General features: G+C 58.1%; 19 protein-coding genes and 3 tRNA genes. 9 read left to right on the plus strand and 13 right to left on the minus strand.

Features of this window, described 5'->3' with window-relative positions; all coding sequences use genetic code 11:
• Positions 1 to 155: 155 nt before the first annotated feature.
• Positions 156 to 1085 carry an electron transfer flavoprotein subunit alpha/FixB family protein gene (locus tag AWR36_RS04025; protein WP_067081326.1) on the minus strand — a complete coding sequence of 310 codons (930 nt, stop codon included), beginning with the start codon at positions 1083 to 1085 and terminating at the stop codon, positions 156 to 158.
• Complete coding sequence (locus AWR36_RS04030) at positions 1085 to 1834, minus strand: electron transfer flavoprotein subunit beta/FixA family protein (RefSeq protein WP_067081329.1); 750 nt, start codon at positions 1832 to 1834, stop codon at positions 1085 to 1087. The genes AWR36_RS04025 and AWR36_RS04030 overlap by 1 nt, the downstream gene beginning before the upstream one ends.
• A gap of 366 nt (positions 1835 to 2200) precedes the next feature.
• Between AWR36_RS04030 and AWR36_RS04035 the strand changes: the two genes are divergently transcribed.
• Together AWR36_RS04035 and AWR36_RS04040 are read left to right on the plus strand one after the other, a co-directional pair.
• Positions 2201 to 3823 (plus strand): electron transfer flavoprotein-ubiquinone oxidoreductase, encoded by a 1623-nt coding sequence (locus AWR36_RS04035; RefSeq protein ID WP_197409237.1) that lies wholly within the window; start codon positions 2201 to 2203, stop codon positions 3821 to 3823.
• Positions 3824 to 3998: 175 nt separating this feature from the next.
• Positions 3999 to 4628, plus strand: coding sequence for a cysteine hydrolase family protein (locus tag AWR36_RS04040; RefSeq protein WP_067081333.1), 630 nt, complete (start codon positions 3999 to 4001; stop codon positions 4626 to 4628).
• 87 nt (positions 4629 to 4715) lie between these two features.
• Here AWR36_RS04040 and AWR36_RS04045 read toward each other — a convergent pair whose 3' ends face one another.
• The 4 genes from AWR36_RS04045 to AWR36_RS04060 form a co-directional block, all read right to left on the minus strand.
• Complete coding sequence (locus AWR36_RS04045) at positions 4716 to 7460, minus strand: TonB-dependent receptor domain-containing protein (RefSeq protein WP_067081335.1); 2745 nt, start codon at positions 7458 to 7460, stop codon at positions 4716 to 4718.
• 120 nt (positions 7461 to 7580) lie between these two features.
• Positions 7581 to 9227 (minus strand): serine/threonine protein kinase, encoded by a 1647-nt coding sequence (locus AWR36_RS04050; protein ID WP_067081337.1) that lies wholly within the window; start codon positions 9225 to 9227, stop codon positions 7581 to 7583.
• Between the two features lie 462 nt (positions 9228 to 9689).
• Complete coding sequence (locus AWR36_RS04055; protein ID WP_067081340.1) at positions 9690 to 10262, minus strand: DUF1285 domain-containing protein; 573 nt, start codon at positions 10260 to 10262, stop codon at positions 9690 to 9692.
• Complete coding sequence (locus tag AWR36_RS04060; RefSeq protein WP_067081341.1) at positions 10255 to 10941, minus strand: TetR/AcrR family transcriptional regulator; 687 nt, start codon at positions 10939 to 10941, stop codon at positions 10255 to 10257. Before AWR36_RS04060 ends, AWR36_RS04055 begins: the two co-directional genes overlap by 8 nt.
• Positions 10942 to 11146: 205 nt before the next feature.
• Between AWR36_RS04060 and AWR36_RS04065 the strand changes: the two genes are divergently transcribed.
• The 7 genes from AWR36_RS04065 to AWR36_RS04095 all read left to right on the plus strand — a co-directional run bounded on the left by AWR36_RS04065 (position 11147) and on the right by AWR36_RS04095 (position 17154).
• Positions 11147 to 12079 carry a peptidylprolyl isomerase gene (locus AWR36_RS04065; RefSeq protein ID WP_067104463.1) on the plus strand — a complete coding sequence of 311 codons (933 nt, stop codon included), beginning with the start codon at positions 11147 to 11149 and terminating at the stop codon, positions 12077 to 12079.
• 173 nt (positions 12080 to 12252) lie between these two features.
• Complete coding sequence (locus tag AWR36_RS04070) at positions 12253 to 13107, plus strand: acyl-CoA thioesterase (RefSeq protein ID WP_067081344.1); 855 nt, start codon at positions 12253 to 12255, stop codon at positions 13105 to 13107.
• Positions 13108 to 13186: 79 nt separating this feature from the next.
• Positions 13187 to 13263: transfer RNA gene (locus AWR36_RS04075), tRNA-Pro, on the plus strand.
• Between the two features lie 245 nt (positions 13264 to 13508).
• The gene (locus tag AWR36_RS04080) at positions 13509 to 14750 is read left to right on the plus strand and encodes a hypothetical protein (RefSeq protein ID WP_067081346.1); all 1242 of its coding nucleotides are present in this window, start codon (positions 13509 to 13511) and stop codon (positions 14748 to 14750) included.
• A 500-nt stretch (positions 14751 to 15250) separates the two neighbouring features.
• Positions 15251 to 15324: transfer RNA gene (locus tag AWR36_RS04085), tRNA-Cys, on the plus strand.
• Between the two features lie 82 nt (positions 15325 to 15406).
• A tRNA-Leu gene (locus AWR36_RS04090) sits at positions 15407 to 15493 on the plus strand.
• Positions 15494 to 15765: 272 nt separating this feature from the next.
• Positions 15766 to 17154, plus strand: coding sequence for a DUF1214 domain-containing protein (locus AWR36_RS04095; protein ID WP_067081347.1), 1389 nt, complete (start codon positions 15766 to 15768; stop codon positions 17152 to 17154).
• A gap of 73 nt (positions 17155 to 17227) precedes the next feature.
• Here the strand turns inward: AWR36_RS04095 and pgsA are convergent, their stop codons facing one another.
• From pgsA to lpxK, 7 genes are all read right to left on the minus strand, one after another.
• Positions 17228 to 17818, minus strand: a complete 591-nt coding sequence (gene pgsA, locus AWR36_RS04100) for a CDP-diacylglycerol--glycerol-3-phosphate 3-phosphatidyltransferase (RefSeq protein WP_067081350.1) — start codon at positions 17816 to 17818, stop codon at positions 17228 to 17230.
• 98 nt (positions 17819 to 17916) lie between these two features.
• A complete protein-coding gene (uvrC, locus tag AWR36_RS04105) occupies positions 17917 to 19764 on the minus strand; it encodes an excinuclease ABC subunit UvrC (protein WP_067081351.1) in 1848 nt (615 codons plus the stop codon).
• Positions 19765 to 19816: 52 nt separating this feature from the next.
• Positions 19817 to 20470, minus strand: a complete 654-nt coding sequence (locus AWR36_RS04110) for a response regulator (RefSeq protein ID WP_067081352.1) — start codon at positions 20468 to 20470, stop codon at positions 19817 to 19819.
• Positions 20471 to 20665: 195 nt separating this feature from the next.
• Positions 20666 to 21304, minus strand: a complete 639-nt coding sequence (locus AWR36_RS04115; RefSeq protein WP_197409219.1) for an alpha-ketoglutarate-dependent dioxygenase AlkB family protein — start codon at positions 21302 to 21304, stop codon at positions 20666 to 20668.
• A 70-nt stretch (positions 21305 to 21374) separates the two neighbouring features.
• A complete protein-coding gene (gene murB / locus AWR36_RS04120; protein ID WP_067081353.1) occupies positions 21375 to 22391 on the minus strand; it encodes a UDP-N-acetylmuramate dehydrogenase in 1017 nt (338 codons plus the stop codon).
• Complete coding sequence (gene kdsB, locus AWR36_RS04125; protein ID WP_067081354.1) at positions 22391 to 23158, minus strand: 3-deoxy-manno-octulosonate cytidylyltransferase; 768 nt, start codon at positions 23156 to 23158, stop codon at positions 22391 to 22393. Before kdsB ends, murB begins: the two co-directional genes overlap by 1 nt.
• On the minus strand, positions 23151 to 24185 hold the full coding sequence (gene lpxK / locus AWR36_RS04130) for a tetraacyldisaccharide 4'-kinase (protein ID WP_067081356.1): 1035 nt from the start codon (positions 24183 to 24185) through the stop codon (positions 23151 to 23153). The genes kdsB and lpxK overlap by 8 nt, the downstream gene beginning before the upstream one ends.
• Position 24186 lies beyond the last annotated feature (1 nt).

Below are 24186 nucleotides of genomic sequence, written 5' to 3' on the forward strand. Positions count from 1 at the left end.
TGTTCCATCATCGGCGTCGATCACATCTCGCGGTCCCTGGTGTTCCGTCGATCCTGGCGCAGGTTACTACCGCACCCGACACGAGCCAACCTAACTGGCAGTAAAAGGGCGGCAAACGCCGCCCTTTCAATGCCCGCCAGTATATTAAGCGAAAATTACAATTTTGTTTCCAGCTCCGGCACAGCGTCAAAGAGATCCGCGACCAGACCGTAGTCAGCGACGGAGAAAATCGGCGCCTCCTCATCCTTGTTAATGGCCACAATCACCTTGGAGTCTTTCATCCCCGCCAGGTGCTGGATGGCACCGGAGATGCCGACCGCGATATACAGATCCGGGGCTACGATCTTGCCGGTCTGGCCAACCTGCATGTCATTCGGGACAAACCCGGCATCAACCGCCGCGCGGGATGCGCCCACTGCCGCGCCGAGCTTGTCGGCCAGCTTGTAGAGCATCTCGAAGTTTTCGCCATTCTGCATGCCGCGACCACCGGAGATCACCACCTTCGCAGCGGTCAGCTCGGGACGGTCGGATTCGGCCAGTTCTTCGCCAACGAAAGAGGAAACACCGGCATCGTCAGCGATGTCGACGCTCTCAACCGCGGCGCTGCCGCCCTCGGCCGCAACCGCATCGAACGCGGTCGCGCGCACGGAGATCACCTTGATCGCGTCAGAGCTCTGCACGGTCGCAATCACGTTACCGGCGTAGATCGGGCGCTTGAAAGTATCGGCGCTCTCGACGGCGATGATGTCGGAAATCGGCTGCACATCCAGGAGTGCGCCGGCGCGCGGCAGCATGTTCTTGCCAGTGGTGGTGGCGGGCGCCAGGATATGACCGTAATCCTTACCCAGGTCCCCGACCAGTTTGGCAACGTTCTCCGCCAACTGGTGCTCGTAGGCCGCATTATCAGCCAGCAGCACCTTGGAAACGCCCTCGACCTTGGCTGCCGATTCGGCAACTGCGCCGCAGCCGGCGCCGGCAACGAGGACATGAATGTCACCACCGATGGCCTTGGCCGCGGCGATGGTGTTGAGCGTGGCGCCCTTCAGTTCGGCGTTGTCGTGTTCTGCAATAACGAGAATGCTCATCAGATTACCTTCGCCTCGTTCTTCAGTTTTTCTACCAGTTCCGCCACGTCGGCGACCTTAACACCAGCCTGGCGCTCGGCCGGCGGCTCGACCTTCAGGGTCTTGGTGCGGGGGGCGATATCGACACCCAGATCGGCCGGAGTGCTGGTGTCGAGGGGCTTTTTCTTGGCCTTCATGATGTTTGGCAGAGACGCGTAGCGCGGCTCGTTCAGGCGCAGATCGGTGGTCACTACTGCAGGGAGCTTTAGCTCGACAGTCTGCAGGCCGCCGTCGATCTCACGGGTGACCTTTACGGAGCCATCTTCAACAACGACTTCGGAGGCAAAGGTGCCCTGGGCCATACCGGTGAGGGCGCCCAGCATCTGGCCGGTCTGGTTGTTGTCACCATCGATGGACTGCTTGCCCATAATGACCATCTGCGGCTCTTCTTTCTCGACGATGGCTTTCAGGCACTTGGCAACCGCCAGCGGCTGCAGCTCTTCGTCGGTCTCGACCAGGATGCCCCGGTCAGCGCCCAGCGCCAGTGCGGTGCGAATCTGCTCCTGGCACTGCTTGGGTCCCATGGAAACGGCGACTATCTCGCTGACAACGCCCTTCTCCTTCAAGCGTACGGCCTCTTCTACAGCAATTTCGCAGAAGGGGTTGATAGACATTTTCACGTTGGCAGTGTCGACGTCACTACCGTCCGCCTTCGGGCGAACCTTGACGTTGTAGTCGACAACGCGTTTCACAGCTACAAGAACTTTCATGGAAATCCCGTCTCGGTAATCTGTTTAAAAGCCGCGACTGACAGGTCAAATCGCGAACGAATCGGATCGTTGAGTCAAACAGTTGTTTGAACGCGGTGTATGTTGAGCCTTCTATAGAGCAAAATCAATAGGGTGATCCCCCCTGCCCGGCCCATTCACCAGATCTATCACTGAGAATAAAACCCGCTAATCCGGTCACCCTAACCTATTGAAATACAGCATATTTGCCACGGGAAATGGATACTCCTGCAATTGGTAGGGTTGAATAAACACCGATATAATCCGCGACCAATATAAAAGCAAAGGGCCCTCGAGCCCGGTAAAACCGTGAAACTAGCTGAGGAGAGCGCCGTGGAACGCGAATCAATGGAGTACGATGTAGTGATCGTAGGAGCCGGCCCAGCGGGCCTGGCCGCGGCCTGTCGTATTCGCCAGCTGAACGAAGACATTTCCGTTTGCGTGGTAGAGAAAGGCTCTGAAGTCGGGGCCCACATCCTCTCCGGCGCGGTATTCGAACCCACCGCCCTGAACGAGCTGTTCCCGGACTGGAAAGATCGCGGCGCACCCCTCAATACCGCCGTCAAGGGCGATGACATCTATGTCATGGGTGGCGCTGAAAAGGCGACGCGCATCCCCAACCTCTTTGTGCCCAGCACCATGCACAATGAAGGCAACTACATCATCAGCCTGGGCAACCTCTGCCGCTGGCTTGCCGAACAGGCAGAAAACCTGGGCGTGGAGATCTTCCCCGGTTTTGCCGCGGCAGAAGTGCTGTACAACGAAGACGGCTCTGTTAAGGGCATCGCCACTGGCGATATGGGTGTTTCTGCCGACGGTGGCGAGAAAGACTCCTACATGCCGGGCATGGAACTGCACGCCAAGTACACCCTCTTTGCCGAGGGCTGCCGCGGTCACCTGGGTAAACAGCTGATCTCCCATTTCAAGCTGGATGAAGATGCAGATCCGCAGCATTACGGTATCGGTATCAAGGAGATCTGGAAGGTCGCCGACGACAAGCACCAGCCTGGCCTGGTAGTCCACACCGCAGGCTGGCCCCTGGACGAGAGCGGCTCCCACGGTGGTGGCTTCCTTTACCATCTGGAGGACAACCAGGTGGTAGTTGGCCTGATTACCGACCTCGCCTACAGCAACCCGCACGTCAGCCCGTTTGACGAGTTCCAGCGCTACAAGCACCACCCGGTCATCAAACAGTACCTGGAGGGTGGTCAGCGAGTGGCCTATGGCGCGCGAGCCATCACCAAGGGGGGCCTGCAGTCCCAGCCCAAGATGACCTTCCCGGGCGGCCTGCTCATCGGTGACAACGCCGGAACCCTGAACTTTGCCAAGATCAAGGGCAACCACACCGCGATGAAGTCCGGCATGGTCGCCGCCGAGACCGTGGTTGAAGCCCTGGGCGCCGAGCGCGCCAGTGACGAGATCACCGCATTTGCGGACGAGTACCGCAACAGCTGGGCCTGGAAGGAGCTCCACAAGCAGCGCAATTTCGGCCCCGCCCAGCACAAGTTCGGCAACATCCTGGGCTCTGCTTACGCGTTCATCGATATCAACATCTTCCAGGGCAAGCTTCCGTGGACCCTGCGCGACACCAAGCCGGACCACGCCCAGCTGAAGCCCGCGGCGGACTGCAAGAAGATCGATTATCCGAAGCCCGACGGCGTGCTCAGCTTCGACAAGCTGTCCTCGGTGTTTATCTCCAACACCAACCACGAAGAGGATCAGCCCTGTCACCTGACCCTGAAGGACGACGAAATCCCGCTCAATCACAACCTGCCGATCTACGACGAACCGGCCCAGCGCTACTGCCCTGCAGGGGTCTACGAGGTGGTCGAGGACGCCGGCGGCAAGCGCTTCCAGATCAACGCGCAGAACTGCGTGCACTGTAAGACCTGTGATATCAAGGATCCCACCCAGAACATCGTCTGGGTGGCGCCTGAGGGCGGTGGCGGTCCCAACTACCCGAACATGTAAGACCAACCGGTCTACCATTGCATTTACAGGGCGCTCAATGAGCGCCCTTTTTTGTGCCCTTCGATTGCTGGCTGACCGCTCCGGGCGCTCCTGTCACTTTCCGCCAAAGTGGCGGACCGCGGCTACACTGAGAGTAGTTTCAGGCGCCAGGCGAATCACAACGGCGAGGTAAGCGATGAAATCCGCCCTGCTCTGCATCGACCTACAACACCTCTGCGCCGTGCGCGGAGAGGGAATTTTTGCCGCCGGCGATAACTGTCGCTTCAGCAATGAGGAGCAGGAATACTTTTTCGACCGCCTCGACAACGAAACCCTGCCCAACGTACAAAAGCTCCAGGCAATTTTCCGGGACAAGGGTATCGAGGTATTGCATATCCGCACCCGCACCAAGACCCGGGATGGCCGTGAGCGTACATTCTGGCAAAAACGCGCGGAGCTACTGGCGACACCCGGCTCGCGGGAGTCGGAATTTATTGACTCGGTGATACCACGTGGGGACGAACTGATCATCAACAAGACCGGATCCGGGCCTTTCGGTAACACCAACATCCACGCACTGTTGGTGCAGCTGGATGTTCAGCAAATCTATTGCTGCGGGGTCCATACCAACACCAGTATCGAATCCACCATCCGCGCTGCGGCAGACTACGGCTACTGCCCGGTGCTGGTCTCGGATGCCACTGCCACCGTCAGCCAGGCTCAGCAGGACAATTGTGTAGAACGGCTTGATGGGCAGTGTTGTGAGGTGATTCAAACGGCCAAGCTGGTGGAGGACTTCAAGCACCATTTGCGCTCGGTGGGATAACCACACGTAAAACGAAAAAAGCCAGGGCTGTTTCAGCCCCGGCTCAAGCATCCACCTTTATGTGTTCGAACTTCCAAATTCAGAAACTTAGAATTGGTATTGGGCACTCAGAGAGAAATTGGATCCTGGTTGCTCCTCATAAACGATGACGCCAGCACGCTCGATTTCAATCGACTCATCCAGCAGGTTCTGCATCTTGGCCTTGATCGTCATCTCCTCGGTGGGGTACCAGGAGTAAGTCAGGTCCAGAGAGTGGAACGGCTGCTCGAAAGCATCCGGGGAACCATTACGGCCCGCCAGGTACAGGCGCTCCCCGAACACGTTGTAGCCCAGCGTCGCAGCATGATGGCCATCCGGTGAGTCAAAGCCGATGAGCATGTTAACCACATGCTCAGAGGCACCCGTCATCTCACGAACCGGGTTGGTCGGTGCATCTGCCTCAACGCCTGCCACCAGCTCGGAATCCTGTAGCGTAATGTTGCCCTGGACGAAGAAGCTGTCCATGGTCTCGCCCAGGAAGCCCATGGTCTTCAGGCCTTCAATCTCAAAGCCGGTGATTTCACCGGACTCAGCGTTGATGATCTCCCGCGCGACATTGGTATCACTGGAACCCAGCTCGAAGAATTCGATTGGGCTGGTGATGTCTTTGTAGTACGCAGACAGCGTCAGGTTGTCGCCGTTGCCGAAAAACCACTCAGCACGTAAATCGAAGTTACTGATCTCAGATGGGCGGGCATTCGGGTTACCCTTGATCTGCTCATCGGTAATCGGATCAATGTAGATCGCGTCCGTGATTTCTCGGAGGTCCGGGCGGACTGCGGTCCTGCTGGCACCGAAACGCAGCTGGAATGTTTCAGCCCACAGCGAGCTCATGTAGGTAAGCGCGAGCGCGGGATAAACAGCATCCTCGGAGAACGTGGACTCCTCCAGTTCCTCGGCATCCGATGTGATCTGCGGATTCTCGACAGTGTAACCGTAGGGGTTCCAGTCCAGGGCAACCTGGTTGTAGTCCTCCCAACGAGCGCCGGCAGAAACCCGCCAGGTTTCATTGATGGTCCAGTCGAACTTACCAAAGGCCGCATCAGTCAGAGTGGCTGCAAGGTAGCTCTGATTGTTCGCTCCTGCACGACCAAATACAAAGTTGTTATTCGGATCGGTGATGTTTTCGTCACCGAAAACCTGATCCACGGAACCGCTCAGGGAGTCAACGCTATCGACATCCAGTGCACCCAGGTTAAACTCGGTTTCCTTGTAGCTGCGACCCTTTTCATTACGAGCAAAGCCACCGGTCAGTTCCAGCGTTGAAGTGCTGAACTCCAGGGGCAGAGTCGCACTCCAACCATAATCCTTGACCTTGTCTTCCAGCTTGGTAAAGCGGAAATTGGCGCTGGTGTTGCCGACAGAGACACTCGAGCTGACCACCTCATCGACTTCATTGGTCACGGTGTCAGACTGAATTGTCACCTCATTGGGAATATCGGTAGCTGCGGTGGCTTCTGAGTAATGCCAATCCAAAGACAGCTCTTCGGGAACCCAGCTCAGCAGAGAAGCACCGGGAAGGATTTCCCTGGTGGCGGCCCCGAGAGAGTGACGACCTTTTGCCTGATTAACGAACAGGTCACGCTCTTCGTACTTGATAGTGTATTCACGGAAACCACGCCCTTCACCGGCCTGACGGTTTTCGTTGAAATAATCACTGACCGCAGTTTCATCGTCAGTATTGCGCAGGTAGAGGCTGGTGGTCTCAATCTCGTGCTCATCCGCGTAGCGAATACCGAGGTTCAGGTTTCCACTCAGGTCAACGGAATAAGTGGACTTATTCTGTGAGTCAAACTGCTCATCGGGTGCGCCAAAGCTGCGCTTGATACGCTCTTCTTCACGCCATTTGTTCTTGTACGATGCGCCGGCCAGGAAGCCTACTTCCCAGTCGTCACCAATGTACAAGCGATTGCCGACGCTACCTTTGATGTCAGAATCAGGCGAACTGGAATCCTCCTCAATCGCTACATCACGGTTGAGATAGGTCGCGATGTCACGGTTCAGCTGCTGAGCGACAGCAAAAGCCTGCTGCGGAGAGGAGAACTCCCGACCTTCCTTGACCAGGGTATCGCGAATGTTAGCGACACTGAGATCGCCCTGGAACCGGTCCAGATACCAATCGATCTCGCCCGGAAGATCCCGAGTGCCGTCATCAGCACCGAAGTCATCATCGTCACCGCCGCGGTAGCTCAATACGTCGCCATCGGTTTCGGTATTCATACCAGTGCCGACTTCCAATGAGTAAGTCAGGTCGTCGGGAATACCCTTGGTTCGGATGTCGACGTTACCACCACCGAAAGTTGCTGCCTGGTCGGCAGAGTATGATTTCTGCACCGACAGGGAATCAACAACGGAGGTCGGGAAGATGTCCAGGGGAATCACATTCCGGGTCAGGTCTGGTGATGGGACCGTGGCACCATTCATGGTGGTGCTGGAGTAGCGCTCACCCAAACCGCGGACGTATACAAACTTGTCATTAACCAGTGACAAGCCGGAAACACGGCGCAGTGCCGCCGCGACAGTAGAGTCACCTACCCGGCTGATCATTTCGGAGCCGAGCAAATCTGTTACAACTTCATCTTCCAGGCGCTCATTGATCAGCATTTCGGCTGAGTCGCGCAGGCGCCCCTGAACCATCACTTCCTCAATTTTAGGAGCTGCCATCTGCGGGGCAGAGCTGCCAGCTGTATCCACCAGCCCGGCATCTTGCGCTATAACGCTGGATGCGAGTGTTGAGGCCGTGGCCATAGCCAGTACCAGCGGCGCTCTTTGAAATTTTTCGTTCTTAACCATTTCCAGGCCTCTTATCGTTCCTGAGTATCACTGTGATAGAAGCAAACGGGGCGCCGACTCCCTGTGCGAAAGTGGCGCCCCAAGGGGATCAGGGACTCAGTCCCCAACCAGTTCTTCTACTTAGTTTGCGAACCACAGTGCTTCGCCGTTGTGCAGACCGTAGGTCCAGCCCAGGGTCCAGTCCAGATCACCCTGGCTCAGGGCACCGAAGTAGGCACGCTCAATCGGGCTGATACCAATCGCGGCTCCATTCACCTGCATGGAGGCAGCGTCGATGGAGAATACAGACGGTACACCCTCCAGAATCTGCAGCTCGGTATTGGCCATAGCAGTCGGATCTACAGCACCGGTGATATCAGCGAAGACGTTTCCGTTGGCAACAGCCCACTCTTCCAGAGTCTGGGTGCCAACCGGGCCGCCCTTGGTGCGATCTTCACAGGCAAAAATGTTGGATTCGATCTGCAGTTCAGTGCCAACTTCTGCTTCAACCAGGGTCTCGGGGTCCTCTACACGCAGGCAGTAGTTGCTTCCGTCAACACCGGTTGTATCGGCACTGAAAGAGCCAACAACCATGGAGTTGGTGATCTTCGGGAAGATCGCCTCACGGAAGCGCCAGCCAGCACCCGGATCATGGGTTGCGGTATCGGCGCCGTTAGCAGAGATGATGCAGGTCAGACCGTCAATAACCGGACGGCTGTTGATGCCTTGTGAGATAACGCCATCGATGAATGCAGCATCTTTATCGTCATAGCTGCCGATGCCATCAGACTCGATGCAGTGGTTGCCATCGGTCTCGCTCTGGATAACCAGGGCGTTGGTAATGGAGCCAGCCCATCCCTCGTCGATATCGATGGAGTCATCACGAACGTACATGGCCAGGTAGTTTTCAAAGCTTACTGCACCACCGAACATCTCGATGCCATCGTCGTAAGTGGAGTAAACCTGAAGGTTTTTAACGATAGTGCCGCTACCAACGGAGCTGAAGGTAATGCCGTTCAGCTCGTCACCACTGGCGACCTGGGCACCGGTGTGCTTGACGCGGACGTATTCGAGCTGACCGGAGTTATCAGCATTGTTGTCGCCACCATAGTTTGACTGATCTTTGCCGGCAGCACCTTCGGCCAGGATATGACACTCAGAAGTCTGCAGGTTGGCGTCGTAGGAGCACTTGTTGGTGATACCGAAACCATTGATCACCATGCCGCCCCACTGCTGTACAGCGTCGAAAGCAACTGCATTGTCAATGGCGTCAGAAGTGGAAGTGAAAGTGATCGGCGCGTCCGGAGTACCCACAGCAAACAGCTGGGATCCGCGGTTAATCACGATGAACTTGGTGTTGTTCGGGAAAGCAATGGTGGAGCCAGCCTCGATGGTCAGCTTCGCACCGTCACCACCTTCGGCGATGCCGGCAGCGGCCATGGTGGCGTCGTCGTCGTAGTTATTACCTACGAACAGGCTGCCTTCAAAAATGTGTACACCATCATTTTCCAGGGCCGGAATGAACAGGTCCTGAGTCAGGGCGTTACCGGAATCAACAAAGCTTGCAGCATAAGTACAGTTGGTTCCGTCAAATGAACCCTGCTGAACCTGGCCGCTCTTCTCGTAAGAAGCGCAAGGGTTGTCCTCAGAATTACCGCCGCCAACCACGGAGTTGTCGACGGAGTTGTCGATGGTTTCAGGCTCGATGTTGATACCACCGCTGTCACAGCCGGCCAGCAGAGCGGCGATTGCGGCAGAGAGCAGCAGTTTGCTGTTTACGTGCTTCATGGATTCCCCCTAACAGGAAGTGTTGCAAAAAATAGGCAACCAAAAATTCGTTTTATGATTCAGCTGTGCGTCCTGAACCTGTAAATCCGGATTCCTGGAAACCTCGAAATCGTGATTTTTTTGTCGCCGGAGCGATTCGGACGAGGGGGAGTGTAGGAGCGGAATATTTCGGAAATGTTACCCAGTAGCGCGAGAATCAGGGTTTTTGCTAGAAAATTTCCTGAGGCCGCACTTTGTGAAACTATTGTTGCAAACAGGTTTCAGCAACAGGGATTATCTAATCGATGTGGGATTTTTCCAGTCGCAGTGCGATTAAGTTCAGGGACAGAATCAGCCAGTATGGATGGAGGAGATCAGGGGGGACCAAACGTGTGACGCAACTGGTGCGATAGTGAGAGCGGGAGCGGGAAAATTCGAATGGGGCAAAAAGAAAACAGGGGGCTCCTGAACAGGGAGTTAAACTCAATAGCTCCCCAACGGGAAGCGTTCGCCGTCACTGATGATATCAAGCTCAGCATGGGCTGCATCGCCACTGCCCTTTTGGGCCTGATCTTCCATCGCCCAGTTTACCAGTTGGTAAAACACCTCGCGGGAGACACGCGCCCAGAGGTCATCGCGCACCTCGACATAGGGCACCGGCTGCGACTGATCGCCAAAAGGCCGGAGGCTCCAGCCGGCGTTGCGCGTCAAGGGCACGACATCGCCTGTATTGGTGGTGAACAACAGCAGCGGCTCACCGTTGCGCTTCCCCCGAGCCACCTGGGTAGCGAGAAAGGGCACGTCCTCCACATGAACACGCCACTTCTCCACCGGAGTGACGAGAAAATAGTCATCGCCCTCCCTGCGCAGGATACTGGCAAACAGGCGCACCAGCGCTTCCCGTTGCACCTCGGTACCCTCGTGGATCCAGCGGCCGTCGCGGGCAATCAGCATATCCATGTCCCCACAGAGCTCCGGGTGCCAGCTGTTCACCTGCGGGTGGCCGGTGAACTCTTCCTGGAGCTTCTGCAGCTGTTCGAACAGTGGCTCAGCCAAAAGACGACCCCGGGGTGCCGCCTGGCTGATGGGGCTGTTCCTGCTCTCCCGCCCGGCGCCCGGAGACGTCACCGATGTGCACACCCACATCCATGATGAACTCCATCAGCCCTTCGCGATCCTCGATGACGTCGGCAAAAGAGCGGGAGTGGTAAAGCTCTACCGCACCCTGGACCAGGGCCCAGTAGGTGGAGTAGTAGAAATAGGCGGGAACGCGCTTCAGCTTGCCCTCTTCCATCCGGCGCTCAAAGACCCGGTTCAGGGCCTCTGCATTGGAGTTACGAATGGCGTGAAGATCCGCGATCATTTCGGGTGCCAGATTAAGCGCGATGATCTTTTCTTCAAGACGCTGGAAAAGCCGGTCTTTGGCAGGATCCGCCATACGGGATTCAAAGTAAGCCCGAGCGGGGGCGGTAATATCACCTTTTTCTGCCGAGGCCACAGCGGACTTGATCCGCTCGGTCAGCGACTTCTCGTAGTCCATCAGCAGGCGCATGTAGATCTCCGTCTTGGAGATAAAATGCTTGTAGATGGTGCCCTTGCCGATATCTACCCGCTCGGCGATCTGCTCCACTGTGACCTTTTCTTCACCATGCTCCAGCAGAAGCTCCAGGGCGGCATCCAGAATACGCTGCTCCCGGGCCCGAAAGCGCTGCACCTTCTCTTTTGCCTTGTCCATACCTGCGACCTTACCTGTCCTTGAACTTTGAGACTGAAATTGACTGTTCATTCATGAATGATAGGCAATTCATGCAACTTGGAAAAGCGCATTGGTCAACTTATTCGCAATCTCCTACGTGCTTACTGCTGAGCCCGAGCACAGAAGCCGGTAACATGCGGTCAACGCCCCGCGCAGAACAACAACGACAGAAAGGAAGAGCAGAATGCCTGCAGGGATTTCAATACGCCATTTGGCGCGCTTTTCATTGCTGCTGATCATATTAGCTTACGGCAATGACACCCTGGGGAATGAGAAACAAAGCGCCGAAAAGGCGATTCGCACCCCGGGAGAGATCATTGCCCAGGCACCTGCCGATGAGTGGCGACAGGTCCGGGCGGAAAACCTGTTGATCCTCGAGCTGCCCGGGGGGCCGGTCATGATTGAACTCGCCGACCAGTTTGCCCCGGGGCATACCAAAAACCTGCGGCTGCTGGCAGCCCACGGTTTTTATGACGGCCTTGCCATGTATCGGGTTATTGACGGGTTTGTCGCCCAGGGCGGCGACCAGGCGGGCGAACGTGATACCGGCCAGGGCAGGCGAACCATTCCCGCAGAATTCACGACTGCCGGCATTGCAGCAGAAGACTTTACGGCGCTGCCCGGCCCGGATGGTTATGCCCCCCAGGCCGGATTCAGTGGCGGCTTCCCCGCTGCCCGCGAGCCGAAAACCGGTAAGACCTGGATGACTCACTGTTACGGAGCAGTGGCAATGGCCAGAGAACAAAGCCCGGATAGCGGTGGCACCGATTTTTATATCGTGATCGGTCCAGCCCAGCGCTACCTGGATCGCAATACGACCGTCTTTGGGCGGGTTATCAGCGGCATGTCCGCGGTGCAGCAACTGGCAAGAGGCAGTAAAGCCGGTGGTGTGCTGGAAGATCCTGAGACCAACCGCATCGAACAGGCCCGAATTGCCAGCCAATTGCGCGAAACTGAGCGCCCGCAAGTTCACGTGATGCGAACCGACTCTGCGAGTTTCAGGGAGCTTATTCGTGCGCGCAGTCATCGCCCGGAAGACTGGTTCCAGTATCGACCGGATCACGTCGATGTCTGTGCTGTTGGTGTCCCGGTCCGCGTGCAAGCTTCAGAGGGCTGAGATTGCCGGGTAACGGGGCGGTACCGGCTGTCCCCGGCAGTCAAGCTGAACGGTGGATTCCGTAAAGGCCGCCAGCGCTACAGCTGGTATGATCCACGCCGCTGGTAGGGGCCCTCCGCCCTGCCCCATACTTACTATCAAGGAATTCACTCAGCTACAGGCCCCACGCCACTATGGAGAAACTCAGTAATTTACTGGATGTCGAGGAGCTCGACGTAAACCTGTTTCGCAGCCGCCACCATGTCGAGAACTACCGCAAGATACTGTTTGGCGGCCAGGTTCTCGGGCAGGCCCTGATGGCGGCGACGCGGACTGTCGAGGGACGCCTTCCCCACTCCTTGCACGCCTACTTCCTGCGGCCGGGGAGCAGCGAGATGCCGGTGATCTACGACGTGGATCCAATCCGTGACGGGGGTAGTTTCACCACCCGGCGAGTGGTGGCACGCCAGAAAGGACGCGCCATCTTCAACATGTCCGCCTCTTTCCAGATCCGGGAGCCAGGTTTCGACCACCAGGCCCCGATGCCCACTGGCGACATTCCCGATCCGGAATCCCTGAAAAACACCCAGCAGATCGCTGAAGAAGCGGGACTGACCAGCGCCGCACAAAACCAGCGCCGCTATATGATTGATTTCCGGCCGGTTGACCCCGAGAGCTATTTCAGCGCATCCGTGCGAGAGCCCAAGTGCATGTTCTGGTTCCGGGTTGAGGGCGAGATGACCGACGACCCGGTTGAACACCGCTGCGCCCTCTCCTACGCTTCCGACCTGGCTTTGCTGGGCACGAGCCTGCAGCCGCACCCCATCTCGCTGTTCGATCCGCACCTGATGCCCGCCAGCCTGGACCATGCCATGTGGTTCCACCGGGACTTCCGCGCGGATGAGTGGCTGCTGTACGTCACTGACAGCCCCTCGGCCAGCGGCGCCCGCGGCTACTGCCGCGGACAGCTGTTCACCCGTGAGGGTATCCTGGCCGCCTCCACCTGCCAGGAGGGCCTGATCCGCCAGATTGACGAGCAAAAAGATTAATTTCTCTTAAATCAGTGGTTTACAGTCTGCGAGCGGCTGTTATAATGCCGCCCGCTTCATTGATGAAGCACATCGAAACCGGTGAGTAGCGCAGCCTGGTAGCGCACTTCCTTCGGGAGGAAGGGGTCGGAGGTTCGAATCCTCTCTCACCGACCAAATTCAGAAGAGCCCGCTAATAAGCGGGCTTTTTTGTGCCCGCAGATAACGACGGGCCCCGCGACACTCCCGCTCACAGCGCCCCCTGCCGCCCACCCAATATTACCCCCAGCGACGAAGTGCCCCTGGTCGGTCACCATTGAGAACCATCAGTCAGAGATCTTCGGGCAGGTAGCGTAAACTGCATGGCACTCTGGGACACCCACCCTGTCCAACCTCAAAATCACAACAGTTTCGGGAGTGCGATGTATTTCCATAGGCTAAAGCCCGTATTTTTCTGCCTGGCTGTTTTGCTGGTTTTCAGCAGTGCTACGCAGGCGGCCACAGAGCGTTTTGAGATCCAGTATCTCGCCCAGATCAAGCCCGGGGAGGGAGTGGCTGCTGTTCGTATCGAACTCGAGGGGGAGGCGCTGCCCAGGAAGCTGGTGCTCCATCTAGACCAGGAGCGCCACCATCAAGTAGAGAGTAGCGATCCGCTGGCAGTCAGCGATGGCAAGGCCATCTGGAAACCTGAGGGTGGCAAGGCCTCTTTAACCTACCAGTTCAAGATTGATGAACAGAAATCCTCTGGCAGCTACGACTCCCGCATCGTGGATGATTGGGCGATCCTGCGGGCCGACAAGCTGATCCCGCCCATTTCCGCCACCATGCGCTCAGGGTTGCGCTCCCGTGCTTACCTGAAACTGGAAATGCCTGAAGGGTGGTCTGCCGCCCTGCCCTACAAAGAGGTTTCCGAGCATCGCTTCCGCATCAAGGATCCCGGCCGGCGATTCAAGCGACCCAAGGGCTGGATGATTGTCGGGGAGTTCGGGAGCCGCCAGGATATCATCGCCGGGGTCAGCGCCCGGGTGGCTGGCCCGCTGGGACAGGACATCCGCCGCCAGGACACGCTCGCCTTCCTGAACTGGAACCTCCCCTACGTGGTTAAGGTGTTCCCGGAGTTCCCGGAGAGGTTGCTGGTCGTCATGGCGGGAGACCCCATGTGGCTCGGAGGCCTGTCTGGCACCCGCTCCCTGTTCATGCACGCTGATCGTCCGCTGATCAGCGGCAACCGCACCAGCAGCATGATCCACGAACTTGTACACGTTGCCACCGGCATTCGCGGCGATGGTGAGAGCGACTGGATTGTCGAGGGCCTCGCAGAGTTTTACGCCCTGGAAATCCTGCGCCGCTCCGGCGGCATCAGCGAAGACCGCTATGATGAGGCTTTGAAAGGACTGGAGAAATGGGGCCGCGAGTCCAAGACCCTGTTCAAGAAACGCTCCAGCGGCGCCACGACAGCCCGCGCGGCCACCATCATCGCTGCGGCGGATCGTGAGATCCGGGAGGCAACCGATGACAATGCCAGTATCGACGACGTTGCACGGGCCCTGGCGGAGGAGCGAGGTAAAGTCACTTTGGTTCAGTTCCGCCGTCTTGCCGAAGAGGCAGCCGGCAGGCCTGTAAAGGCCCTTTCCCAGGAAAACCTCACCGGGGCCGAGCAGTAAACGACAGGCAAAAAAAAGCCCTGACGACGGGGGGGGGGGAGAGCGTCAGGGCCAAGACCATTAGGACTGAAACTTGGAGGATTCATCCTTTGCAATTCGTCGGGCGAAATTCAGCGGAGCGCCCTACCAGCCGTAGCGGGCGCGTTGGGGGACGCGCAGGCCAGTTATAAAAAGTATCGAACAAAATCCGGAGCTCGCCACTGGTTTGGCGGTCCTCGACAAGATCAAGTTGTAATAATGCTGGCGGCAACTATTACAAATCGAACAAGCGAAGCTAGCTAACCTGCCAGAGCAGACTCTTCTCATTCTGGGCGCCCAGGGTGAAACAGCATGAGGAAATATGACTCTCCGTGCCGACAATGCTTGACTAATCTGGCCCAGCCCCTAGAATAGCGCGCTCTTACTCGCCGCAAGGCACGTAAGTATCAGAAAACGCTAGGATTTTTCGCCTCACTCAGCTAGAATCCCTCGCGTTTTTCCGCCCCAGGCGGCACCTCCAAGGCTAGGTGGCAGAGTGGTCATGCAGCGGACTGCAACTCCGTGTACGCCGGTTCGATTCCGACCCTAGCCTCCATTTTCCCCTCGCTGGTACGATCGATTGCTACCAGCGACTGCGAGAAAGGCATCGCCGATGCCGCACGTACTCGCAACCTCCGGCCCGGATGGTGGAATTGGTAGACACAGGAGACTTAAAATCTCCCGACCTTACGGTTGTGCCGGTTCAAGTCCGGCTCCGGGCACCAACTCCCCTCAGGCAAACTCAACAAGCTCCTAACACCCTGCTTTGCAGCACCGCTTGTGCCCCCTCCTATCTCCTTTAGCTTCCCTACTCCCCAAGGCTACCCATTGCGCACGAATTCTGGCGAGTGGTGCACTCTTGTCCTGCGCCCACCTGCGAGGCATTGGCTACACGGAAGGCACAAAGCAAACATTCGATTTACAGCGCCACACTCCCACCAGGCCTTTGCCTCTTTAATAAACTTTGTCATTACACCAGAACTGGCAGAGGTAAAGCATGGGAATCAAGACCAACAGGGTCAGTGCACTCTTCGTAAGCGTTTTCGGTTTGTGCCTGCACCTCCTCGTCTACGCTGGCGAGCAACGGGCCGCCAATATGACTGACGAGCAGCTAGAGGACCTCATCAAGCGCTCTTACCAGTACGTGGCCATGTACAACGTAAACAACAAGGCGGCCATTAAAAATGGCGGCTGGAATATCTGTGACGTGGACACCAGGCTCAAAGACCACACCCTCAAACTTATCGCACGGCCGAACAACGACTCCCTCTACATCACCTGTACTCTCGATCTACGCAAGGAGCCGGTCATCCTGGAAATGCCGGCTTTTGATTCAAAGTATGTGTCGCTGATGATCACCGGTTATGACCATTATGTGAATATTCCCCTTTCGACTCGACAAGGCGATTTCGAGAAGCCGGAGAAACTGCTGATTTTCAGTGAGAGAACCGAAGGCTTTGAGGAGGGAAAGCAGATAGAGGGAGTCGATCACTACCTTGAGGCCAGCGGCGATTTTGTATCGGCCGTATTTCGGGTTATGCCCCATGCCAACGACCCGGACCGCTTTGAGCGCATCACGGAGCAGATGAAGGCAGTCAGACTACGCACCCTGTCTGAATTGCGTGGCAATGCCGCCAAAAAGATCGATGATATCGAGTTTCCCGAAGTCGGTGAGAAAGATATAGATGTCTTCGAAAACAATCTGCTCGAAGTCATGCAGTTCGTGTTCAACCATACAACCTTCGATACGGACAATGAGCTGGATCGGAACGTATTGACCGCCTACGAACCACTGGGCGTGACACCAGGCAAAGCTTACGATTCTGAGAAGGCTGCAAAACTCGATGGGCAACGTGTGGGCCGCGTTGCCGAGCGCATCCAAGACGAAGAGATGGCCAAGAGCGATAGCATGCTCAAGAACCCCGGCCTGTTCCAGCCTAAAGGTAAAATCGATCTCGACCTACTGCTATTCCAATCCGTATTCGGGCCTATCGGCCAGCCCGCGGAAGAGGCAGTCTATCCGGCCATCACAGCGGCTGACGGTAAGCCCATGAGCGCCCAGCACGATTACGTGATTCAAATGAGTGCCGACGAGCTCCCTCCTGCCCAGGCATTCTGGTCCCTCACCCTGTACGACACTGAGAATGGGTTCTTTATTCCCAACGAGCGCAAGAAGTACAGCGTGGGTGAAAACGGAGGCATGAAGCTGAACGACGAAGGCGGCATCAAGATTTACATCGCCGCGGAGAAACCCGAGGGTGTTCCGGAGGAGAATTGGCTGCCTCTAAACCGCGGCGACTACGGCATCGATGTGGTCATGCGCCTTTATGTGCCTGACCTGGAGAAATTCAAGGATTGGGAGCCGCCGCAGGCAGAGAAACTGTAAATGAAAATGCCCGCCCGGTGACCCGGACGGGCATTTTTTAATCCAGAATACGCCTTGGTCTCACATCCAACGGCTAAGAGTCTCCTTTCGTCTCTTCTGGCGCTTCGTCGTTATCGTCTCCAACCAATGCAGGCCAGGCAGCGCGAAGGTACATGATCATGGTCCAAAGGGTCAGCGCCGCAGCGATATACAGGAGGATGTAGCCCAGCGCCTCCATCAAGGGGTAGTCGCGCACATCAAACGCCAGCAGGATAATGATTGCGGCCATTTGCGCAGTGGTCTTGATCTTGCCCACGAATGACACCGCTACACTGCTGCGCTTGCCCAGTTCAGCCATCCATTCCCGCAGACCCGAAACCGCAATCTCGCGACCGATAATGACCGCTGCCGCGACGGTAAACCAGCCGTTCTTGTGCAGCCCAACCAGCAGCACCAGCGCGGTGGCCACCATCAGCTTATCCGCTACCGGGTCCAGGAAGGCACCAAAAGGCGTGCTCTGGTTCATTTTCCGGGCGAGGTAGCCATCCAGCCAATCGGTAATTGCGGCAGCAGAGAAAATGATGGCGGAAGCGAAATAACTCCATTTGTAAGGCAGATAAAATACCAGTACGAAAACCGGTATGAGCGCGACACGAAGCAGTGTGAGTTGGTTGGCGAGAGTCATGCTTTTCCCTGTGCTTGAAGTGCGCGTAAGTTACCAAGTCGGCGCCCAAAAGGGAACTTTACGCGCCGATACCATTGCCCCCGGGAGTGCCTTCCGCATCAATGGCTGTGCAGTGCGGAGTATATATCCTGTGCCAGCTTACGGCTCACCCCATCCACGCCGGCCAGCTCCTCGACAGACGCACGCTTGATCTCGCGCAATCCACCGAAATGCCGCAGCAGCGCCCGCCGTCTGGCGGGCCCCACACCGGGGATCCCTTCCAGGGGCGATTCGCGGCGCTTCTTGTCGCGACGCTGGCGGTGGCCGGTAATGGCAAAGCGGTGCGCCTCATCCCGAACCTGCTGGATCAGGTGCAAGGCGGGCGAATCCGCTGACAAAACCAGCTCGCGTTGCTCTGACACAATGTGCAGTGTCTCAAAGCCCGCTTTGCGGGTGGTGCCCTTGGCAACACCGATAATCTGCACGCCAACAACGCCCAGCTCGGCCAGTGCTTCCACTGCCTGGCGCACCTGGCCTTTGCCGCCATCAATCAACAGGATGTTGGGAAACTTCCCCTCACCGCTGGCCAGGCGTGTGTAGCGCCGCTTGAGCGCCTGCGCCATAGCAGCGTAGTCGTCTCCGGGAGTGATGTTCTCGATATTGAAGCGCCGGTAATCGGACTTCACTGGCCCACCGGTATCGAACACGACACAGGAAGCTACCGTGGCCTCGCCCGCAGAGTGGCTGATATCAAAGCATTCCAGGCGCTCCGGAACCTGCTCCAGGTTTAGACACTCCTGCAGTGATTCGAAACGGCCATGCAGTTTTTGCTGGGCCGCAGTGCGGCTGGTCAGGTTTTGCGCCGCGGCCTCTTGGGCCATCGTCACCCAGGTAGCCCGGTTGCCACGCAGCTTGTGCAGGAGGGAGACTTCCCTGCCGCTCTGTTCACGCAAGGCATCCTGCAGGGGCTCATAGTCCTCGATCGGCTCGGATGTCAGGATTTCCCGAGGCACCTCGCGCTGGCTACCGATATAGAACTGGGGGATAAACGCCGAAAGCAGCTCTGCCGGGGAGAGCCCCAGGCGCTCATCGGGAAAGTAACTGCGGCTGCCGAGTATCCGGCCCTGCCGGATAAAAAGAATATGCACACAGCTGGCCCCGCCCTGGCTGGCAACACCGAGCACATCCACATCACCGCGAGCCCGCTCGGCGACCTGATCCGCCTGCAATTGCCGCAGGGCGCCGATCTGGTCTCTCAGCCTTGCGGCCTTTTCGAATTCCAGTGCGCGAGAGGCCGCGTCCATCTCATCCGCCAGCTCGCGGATGATGCTGTCACTCTTGCCACCGAGGAACATCTCCGCATGGCGCACATCTGCCTGGTAGTCCTCTTCACTGATATATCCCACACAGGGCGCGGTACAGCGCTCTATCTGGTACTGCAGGCACGGCCGCGAGCGGTTGCGGAAAACGCTGTCCTCACAGGAGCGAATCCGGAATGTCTTCTGCAGAAAATTCAGGCTGTCGCGTACCGAATGGGCGTTCGGATAAGGCCCGAAGTACTGGCCCTTCTTGCGCTTTGCCCCACGGTGCAGCGCAATCCGCGGGTAAGGATCGCGGCTGGAAATAAAGATATAGGGGTAGCCCTTGTCGTCCTTGAGCATGACATTGTAGGGCGGGTGCTGGGACTTGATCAGGCTTTGCTCGAGTACCAGTGCTTCGGTCTCGCTGCGGGTGACCGTGACCTCAATGCTGGCGATGCGCTGTACCAGCGCCATGGTTTTGGTGGTGAGGCCGGAAGCCCGGAAGTAACTGGCAAGACGATTGCGGAGGTTCTTTGCCTTGCCTACGTAGAGTATGCGCCCATCGGCATCAAACATCTGGTAGACGCCGGGCTGACGGGTGACCGTCTGCAGGAAACGTTTGCTGTCGAAAAGAGATTTGTCCTCGGGGACCTTTATTTCCGCCATGAAACTGCCTGGAAGGGGTGAAACACCAGCGGACCCCGATTACACGCGGAGGCTAAAGCACCGCTTCCGGATCCAGCAGGTGGTATTTTACCGCCAGCAGCGTCAATTCGACATCACTGTGAATCCCCAGCTTGTCAAAAATGCGGTAGCGATAGCTGTTTACTGTCTTGGGACTGACGGCCAGGGTATCGGCGATTTCCGCCACCTTGCTGCCGTTGACGATCAGCACAGCCGTCTGCAATTCTCGCTCGGAGAGATCATCAAAGGGGGAGGCATTTTCGGGTTTGCCCGAGACGTTGCGCATGGCCATCTTGGTGGCCATGGAACTGCTGATAAAGACTTCGCCACTCTGCACTGCGCGAATCGCCCGCACCATCTCCTCGAGATCCGCGCCCTTGGTGACATAACCGCGGGCCCCGGCCTGCAACAGTCGCCCGGGGAAAATATCGTCATCGAGCGCGCTGACAGCGATCACCTTGATCCCGGGCAAGCGGGCAAGGAGCTTTCTGGTCGCCTCCAGACCGCCCATGCCGGGCATCTTGACGTCCATCAGAATGACGTCGACTTCTTCCTGCCTGGCAAACGCGAGAGCCTCTTCACCGGATTTCGCCTCGCCCACAACATGGATATCGGTGACATCACCAAGCATGCGCGTGATTCCCATGCGCACCAAGTCGTGATCATCAACCACTAAGACTCTAATCAAAATAGCCCCAACTGCGGATCTTTATGCGACCGCGACGCGAGTCTCCCGGACCTCGTCGTCTTCTGAACTTCGCTGTTTTTGTTATTGCTCTGCGCCGGTCATGCCGCGCAAAGTTCCTTTTACAGAGCCCTTATGCAACATACCAGACAAAGCATTGAGCGCAAAGTGTGACGGCAGTCTAAAAAACAAACGCTCTTACCCAATTGAATGGATATAACGGAATGTAAGGCTAATTCGCGGATCGAGTAACCGGCGACTCTTGGCCACCTGGTGCTGCCAGTGATGCTGCACGGCGCCGGAGGTCAGCAGCAGTGAACCGCTGGGAAGGTCCAGTGCCTGGCGCCCTGCGCCGTGCCGCTCGCGGAAAGAGAGCCGGCGCGGCTGGCCCAGGCTGATGGTCGCGACCACCGGTGATGCCCCCAGCTCCCGCTCGTTATCCGCATGCCACCCCATACCATCAGCACCATTGCGATAGTGATTGGCGAGCAGCGAGTTAAAAGTGAAACCGGACTCTGCCAGCCGGTCACGGACCTCTGCCAGCTCCGGGGTCCACACCTGCGGGTGCTGCTCCAGGCCAGACCAGCGGTAGGTCACATCGGGGTCGCCGACAAAAGCGTGTCGACGGGGGATCGGGTACTCCCGGCCAAACAGTCTTACCTGCGGCTGATCCCAGTGCAGCGCGGCGAGGCAGTGGGCCATCAGCGCTTCGGCCTCTGTATCGGACAGCCAGTCGGTCACCAGTAACCCGCAACCCGGGGTCAGGGGCACCTGGACACTGCGGGGAAACCGTCGGGTCAACTGGCGGCTCAGGTCCAGAAAACGGCGCTCGTCCAATCTCTCCTCACTTGCCCCATGGTCTGGCTCCACACAATGGCGCTGGTGCCCTGCCGGGACCATCAGGCATTCAGGGGTAGTAGCGGGGCTCAGGCTCCAGCTGCACCCCAAACTTCGCGCGAATGTCATCGGCAATCTCGGTGGCCAGATGAGTGACCTCCGCACCCGTGCCCCGCCCCGGGTTCACCAGAACCAGTGCCTGCCGGTCGTGCACCCCGACATTGTCGATGCGGTGACCGCGCCACCCGGCCTGATCAATCAACCAGCCCGCAGCCAGCTTCCAGCGCTCGCCTGCCGGGTAGGCTACCAGCTCCGGATAGGACTGCTTGAGCGTCTGGTAGACACTCTCATCCACCAGCGGGTTCTTGAAAAAGCTCCCGGCATTGGGGATATCCTCCGGCGCCGGCAACTTGGAACGACGCACCGCGATGACCGCCTCGGCCACCCTGGCGGGCGTCAAGGCGCCAACGTCAATCTGGTGCTCCTGCAGATACTGCTGTAACGCCGGATAATCTGCGCGGGGCTGCCAGCTGGCCGGTAGCCGCATACGCACCCGGGTGATGATGTATTGATCACGGGCATCGCCCTTGAAGACGCTGTCCCGGTAGGCAAAGTGGCAATCCGCCTTGCTGAAATCGTGCAGCTCACCGGAGGCAATGTGAACCGCCGTGAGATCCTCAAACGTATCCCGCAGTTCCACTCCGTAGGCACCGATATTCTGGATTGGCGCGGCGCCGACGCGGCCCGGTATCAGGGCAAGATTCTCCAGCCCACCCAGTTTGCGCTCGACAGTGTGCATCACCAGTTGATGCCAGTTCTCGCCGGCCGCAGCACTGACCAGCGCCCCGCGGACCCCCTCCTCTACCGTGAGACCGCGGAGATCAATATGCAGCACCAGGCCCGGGTAGTCCCCGGTGAGTACAATGTTACTGCCTCCGCCTAACGGCAAAATCGGCAACCGCTGGCGGCGGGCAAATGCCAGTGCCTCCTGCAGTTCATCGATATTGCCAACCCGCGCATAATGCGCCGCGCGGGCACGAATGGCCATCGTATTGAATGGTTGCAGATCCACATTGCGCTGGATCATCAGGCCAGGAGCTCCCGCATACGCTCGAGATCGGCCTCTGTGTCCACGCCACCCGGAACTTCTTCAGCGGCATCAGACACGTGAATCTGCTCGTCGTGGTAGAGGAACCGCAGCTGTTCCAGCGATTCGAATCGTTCCAGCGGGGCCATTGGCCAGCCGACGAAGCGATTCAGCAAGGCAACGCGATAGGCGTAGATACCGATGTGCCGGCGGGCGCTGAGCCCTTCGGGTAATTCCCGCCGCTCGATGGCAAACGCATCGCGGGGCCAGGGAATGGGCGCGCGGGAAAAGTAGCGGGCAAGCCCACTCTCGGAGGCCACCACCTTGACGATATTGGGGTTGCGGAAATCCTCCAGGGATTCGATCGGCTCCGCCAGCGTCGCCACGCCCGCGACAGTATTGCGGGCAAGGTTACCGGCCACCTGGTCAATCACCGCAGCGGGGATCAACGGCTCATCGCCCTGCACATTGACGATGATGCGATCCTCGGGCAACCCGAGGTTGGCCGCAACCTCCTGCAACCGGTCGGTGCCGGAAGCGTGATCCGGTGAGGTCATGCAGACCTCACCACCAAAGGCCCGTACCGCTTCCGCTACCCGCATATCGTCGGTCGCCACCACCACGCGCTCCGCGCTGCTCTCGCCGGCCCGCTCGTACACATGCTGGATCATCGGCTTGCCGGCAATATCAGCCAGGGGCTTGCCCGGAAGACGGCTGGAGCCGAAACGGGCCGGAATTACGACATCAAAAGAAACGGTATCAGTCATGCTGGGAAAAATTCTGAATGTGCTGGTGAATCTTCTGGTAGAACAAGTCCGGCAGTCGCGCGCGCACTTCCAGCGCCCACCAATGGGTCTGCCAGAAGTCGCGGCATTTGACCGCGTCTTTCATGGTCATCATCACTGGTGTCACACCGTCGAACTGCAGCTCCTGCGCGGAGAACTCGTGGTGATCGCCAAAGGCCTGCTCCATGACCTCGTAACCCAGCTGCCGCAGCGTCTGAAAAAATCGCTGGGGGTTGCCGATCGCGGCAACGCCGTGGGCCGGTCCCGGCTCGGGACCGGATTCCAACTTCAGGGTGGAAGTCTGGTCGAGGTTGAACTGATGCCAACTGAACGGCTCGAGTTTCATGGTGAAATCCAGCCGCTCACCGCACTGCTGGCGCACGCGGGGAGCCGGCTCACCGTTACTGATGACGACATCGACATGGTCAAGGCGCGAAAGCGGCTCGCGCAGTGGGCCGCGGGGCAGTAATCGTCCGTTGCCAAAACCGCGCTGGCCGTCCACAACGCAGATTTCCATGCTGCGCCACAGGCCATAGTGTTGCAGGCCATCATCGGAGAGGATGACATCGCACTGGTGGTAATCGATCAGGGCCTGGGCCGCCTCGGCGCGGTTGGGCGCCACCATCACCGGCAACCCGGTTACCAGGCGCAGCATCAGCGGCTCGTCGCCTGACTCCAGGGGGTGAGATTGTTCGGTAACTTGGTAGGGGTAACTCTTTGCCCGGCCACCGTAACCCCGACTGACAATTCCCGGGTTCATGCCGCGCTCATGCAGCCAGCGGGCAAGCTCGGCAACCAGCGGCGTTTTACCGGCGCCGCCAGCGGTGATATTTCCCACCACAATGACCGGCACCGACAGCGGATCGGGTTCGTGTGACCTGGCCCAGCTCTTGCGGCCCTTGAGCGCCAGCCGGTAGAGCCCCTCCACGGGCGCCAGCAGCGGCAGACCGCTGGCTCCACGCCCCTCGGAGGGATACCAGCGCTTGTTGAACCATTCTTCCAGTGACATC

It is taken from the genome of Microbulbifer flavimaris (assembly GCF_001641755.2).
Lineage (GTDB): Bacteria > Pseudomonadota > Gammaproteobacteria > Pseudomonadales > Cellvibrionaceae > Microbulbifer > Microbulbifer flavimaris.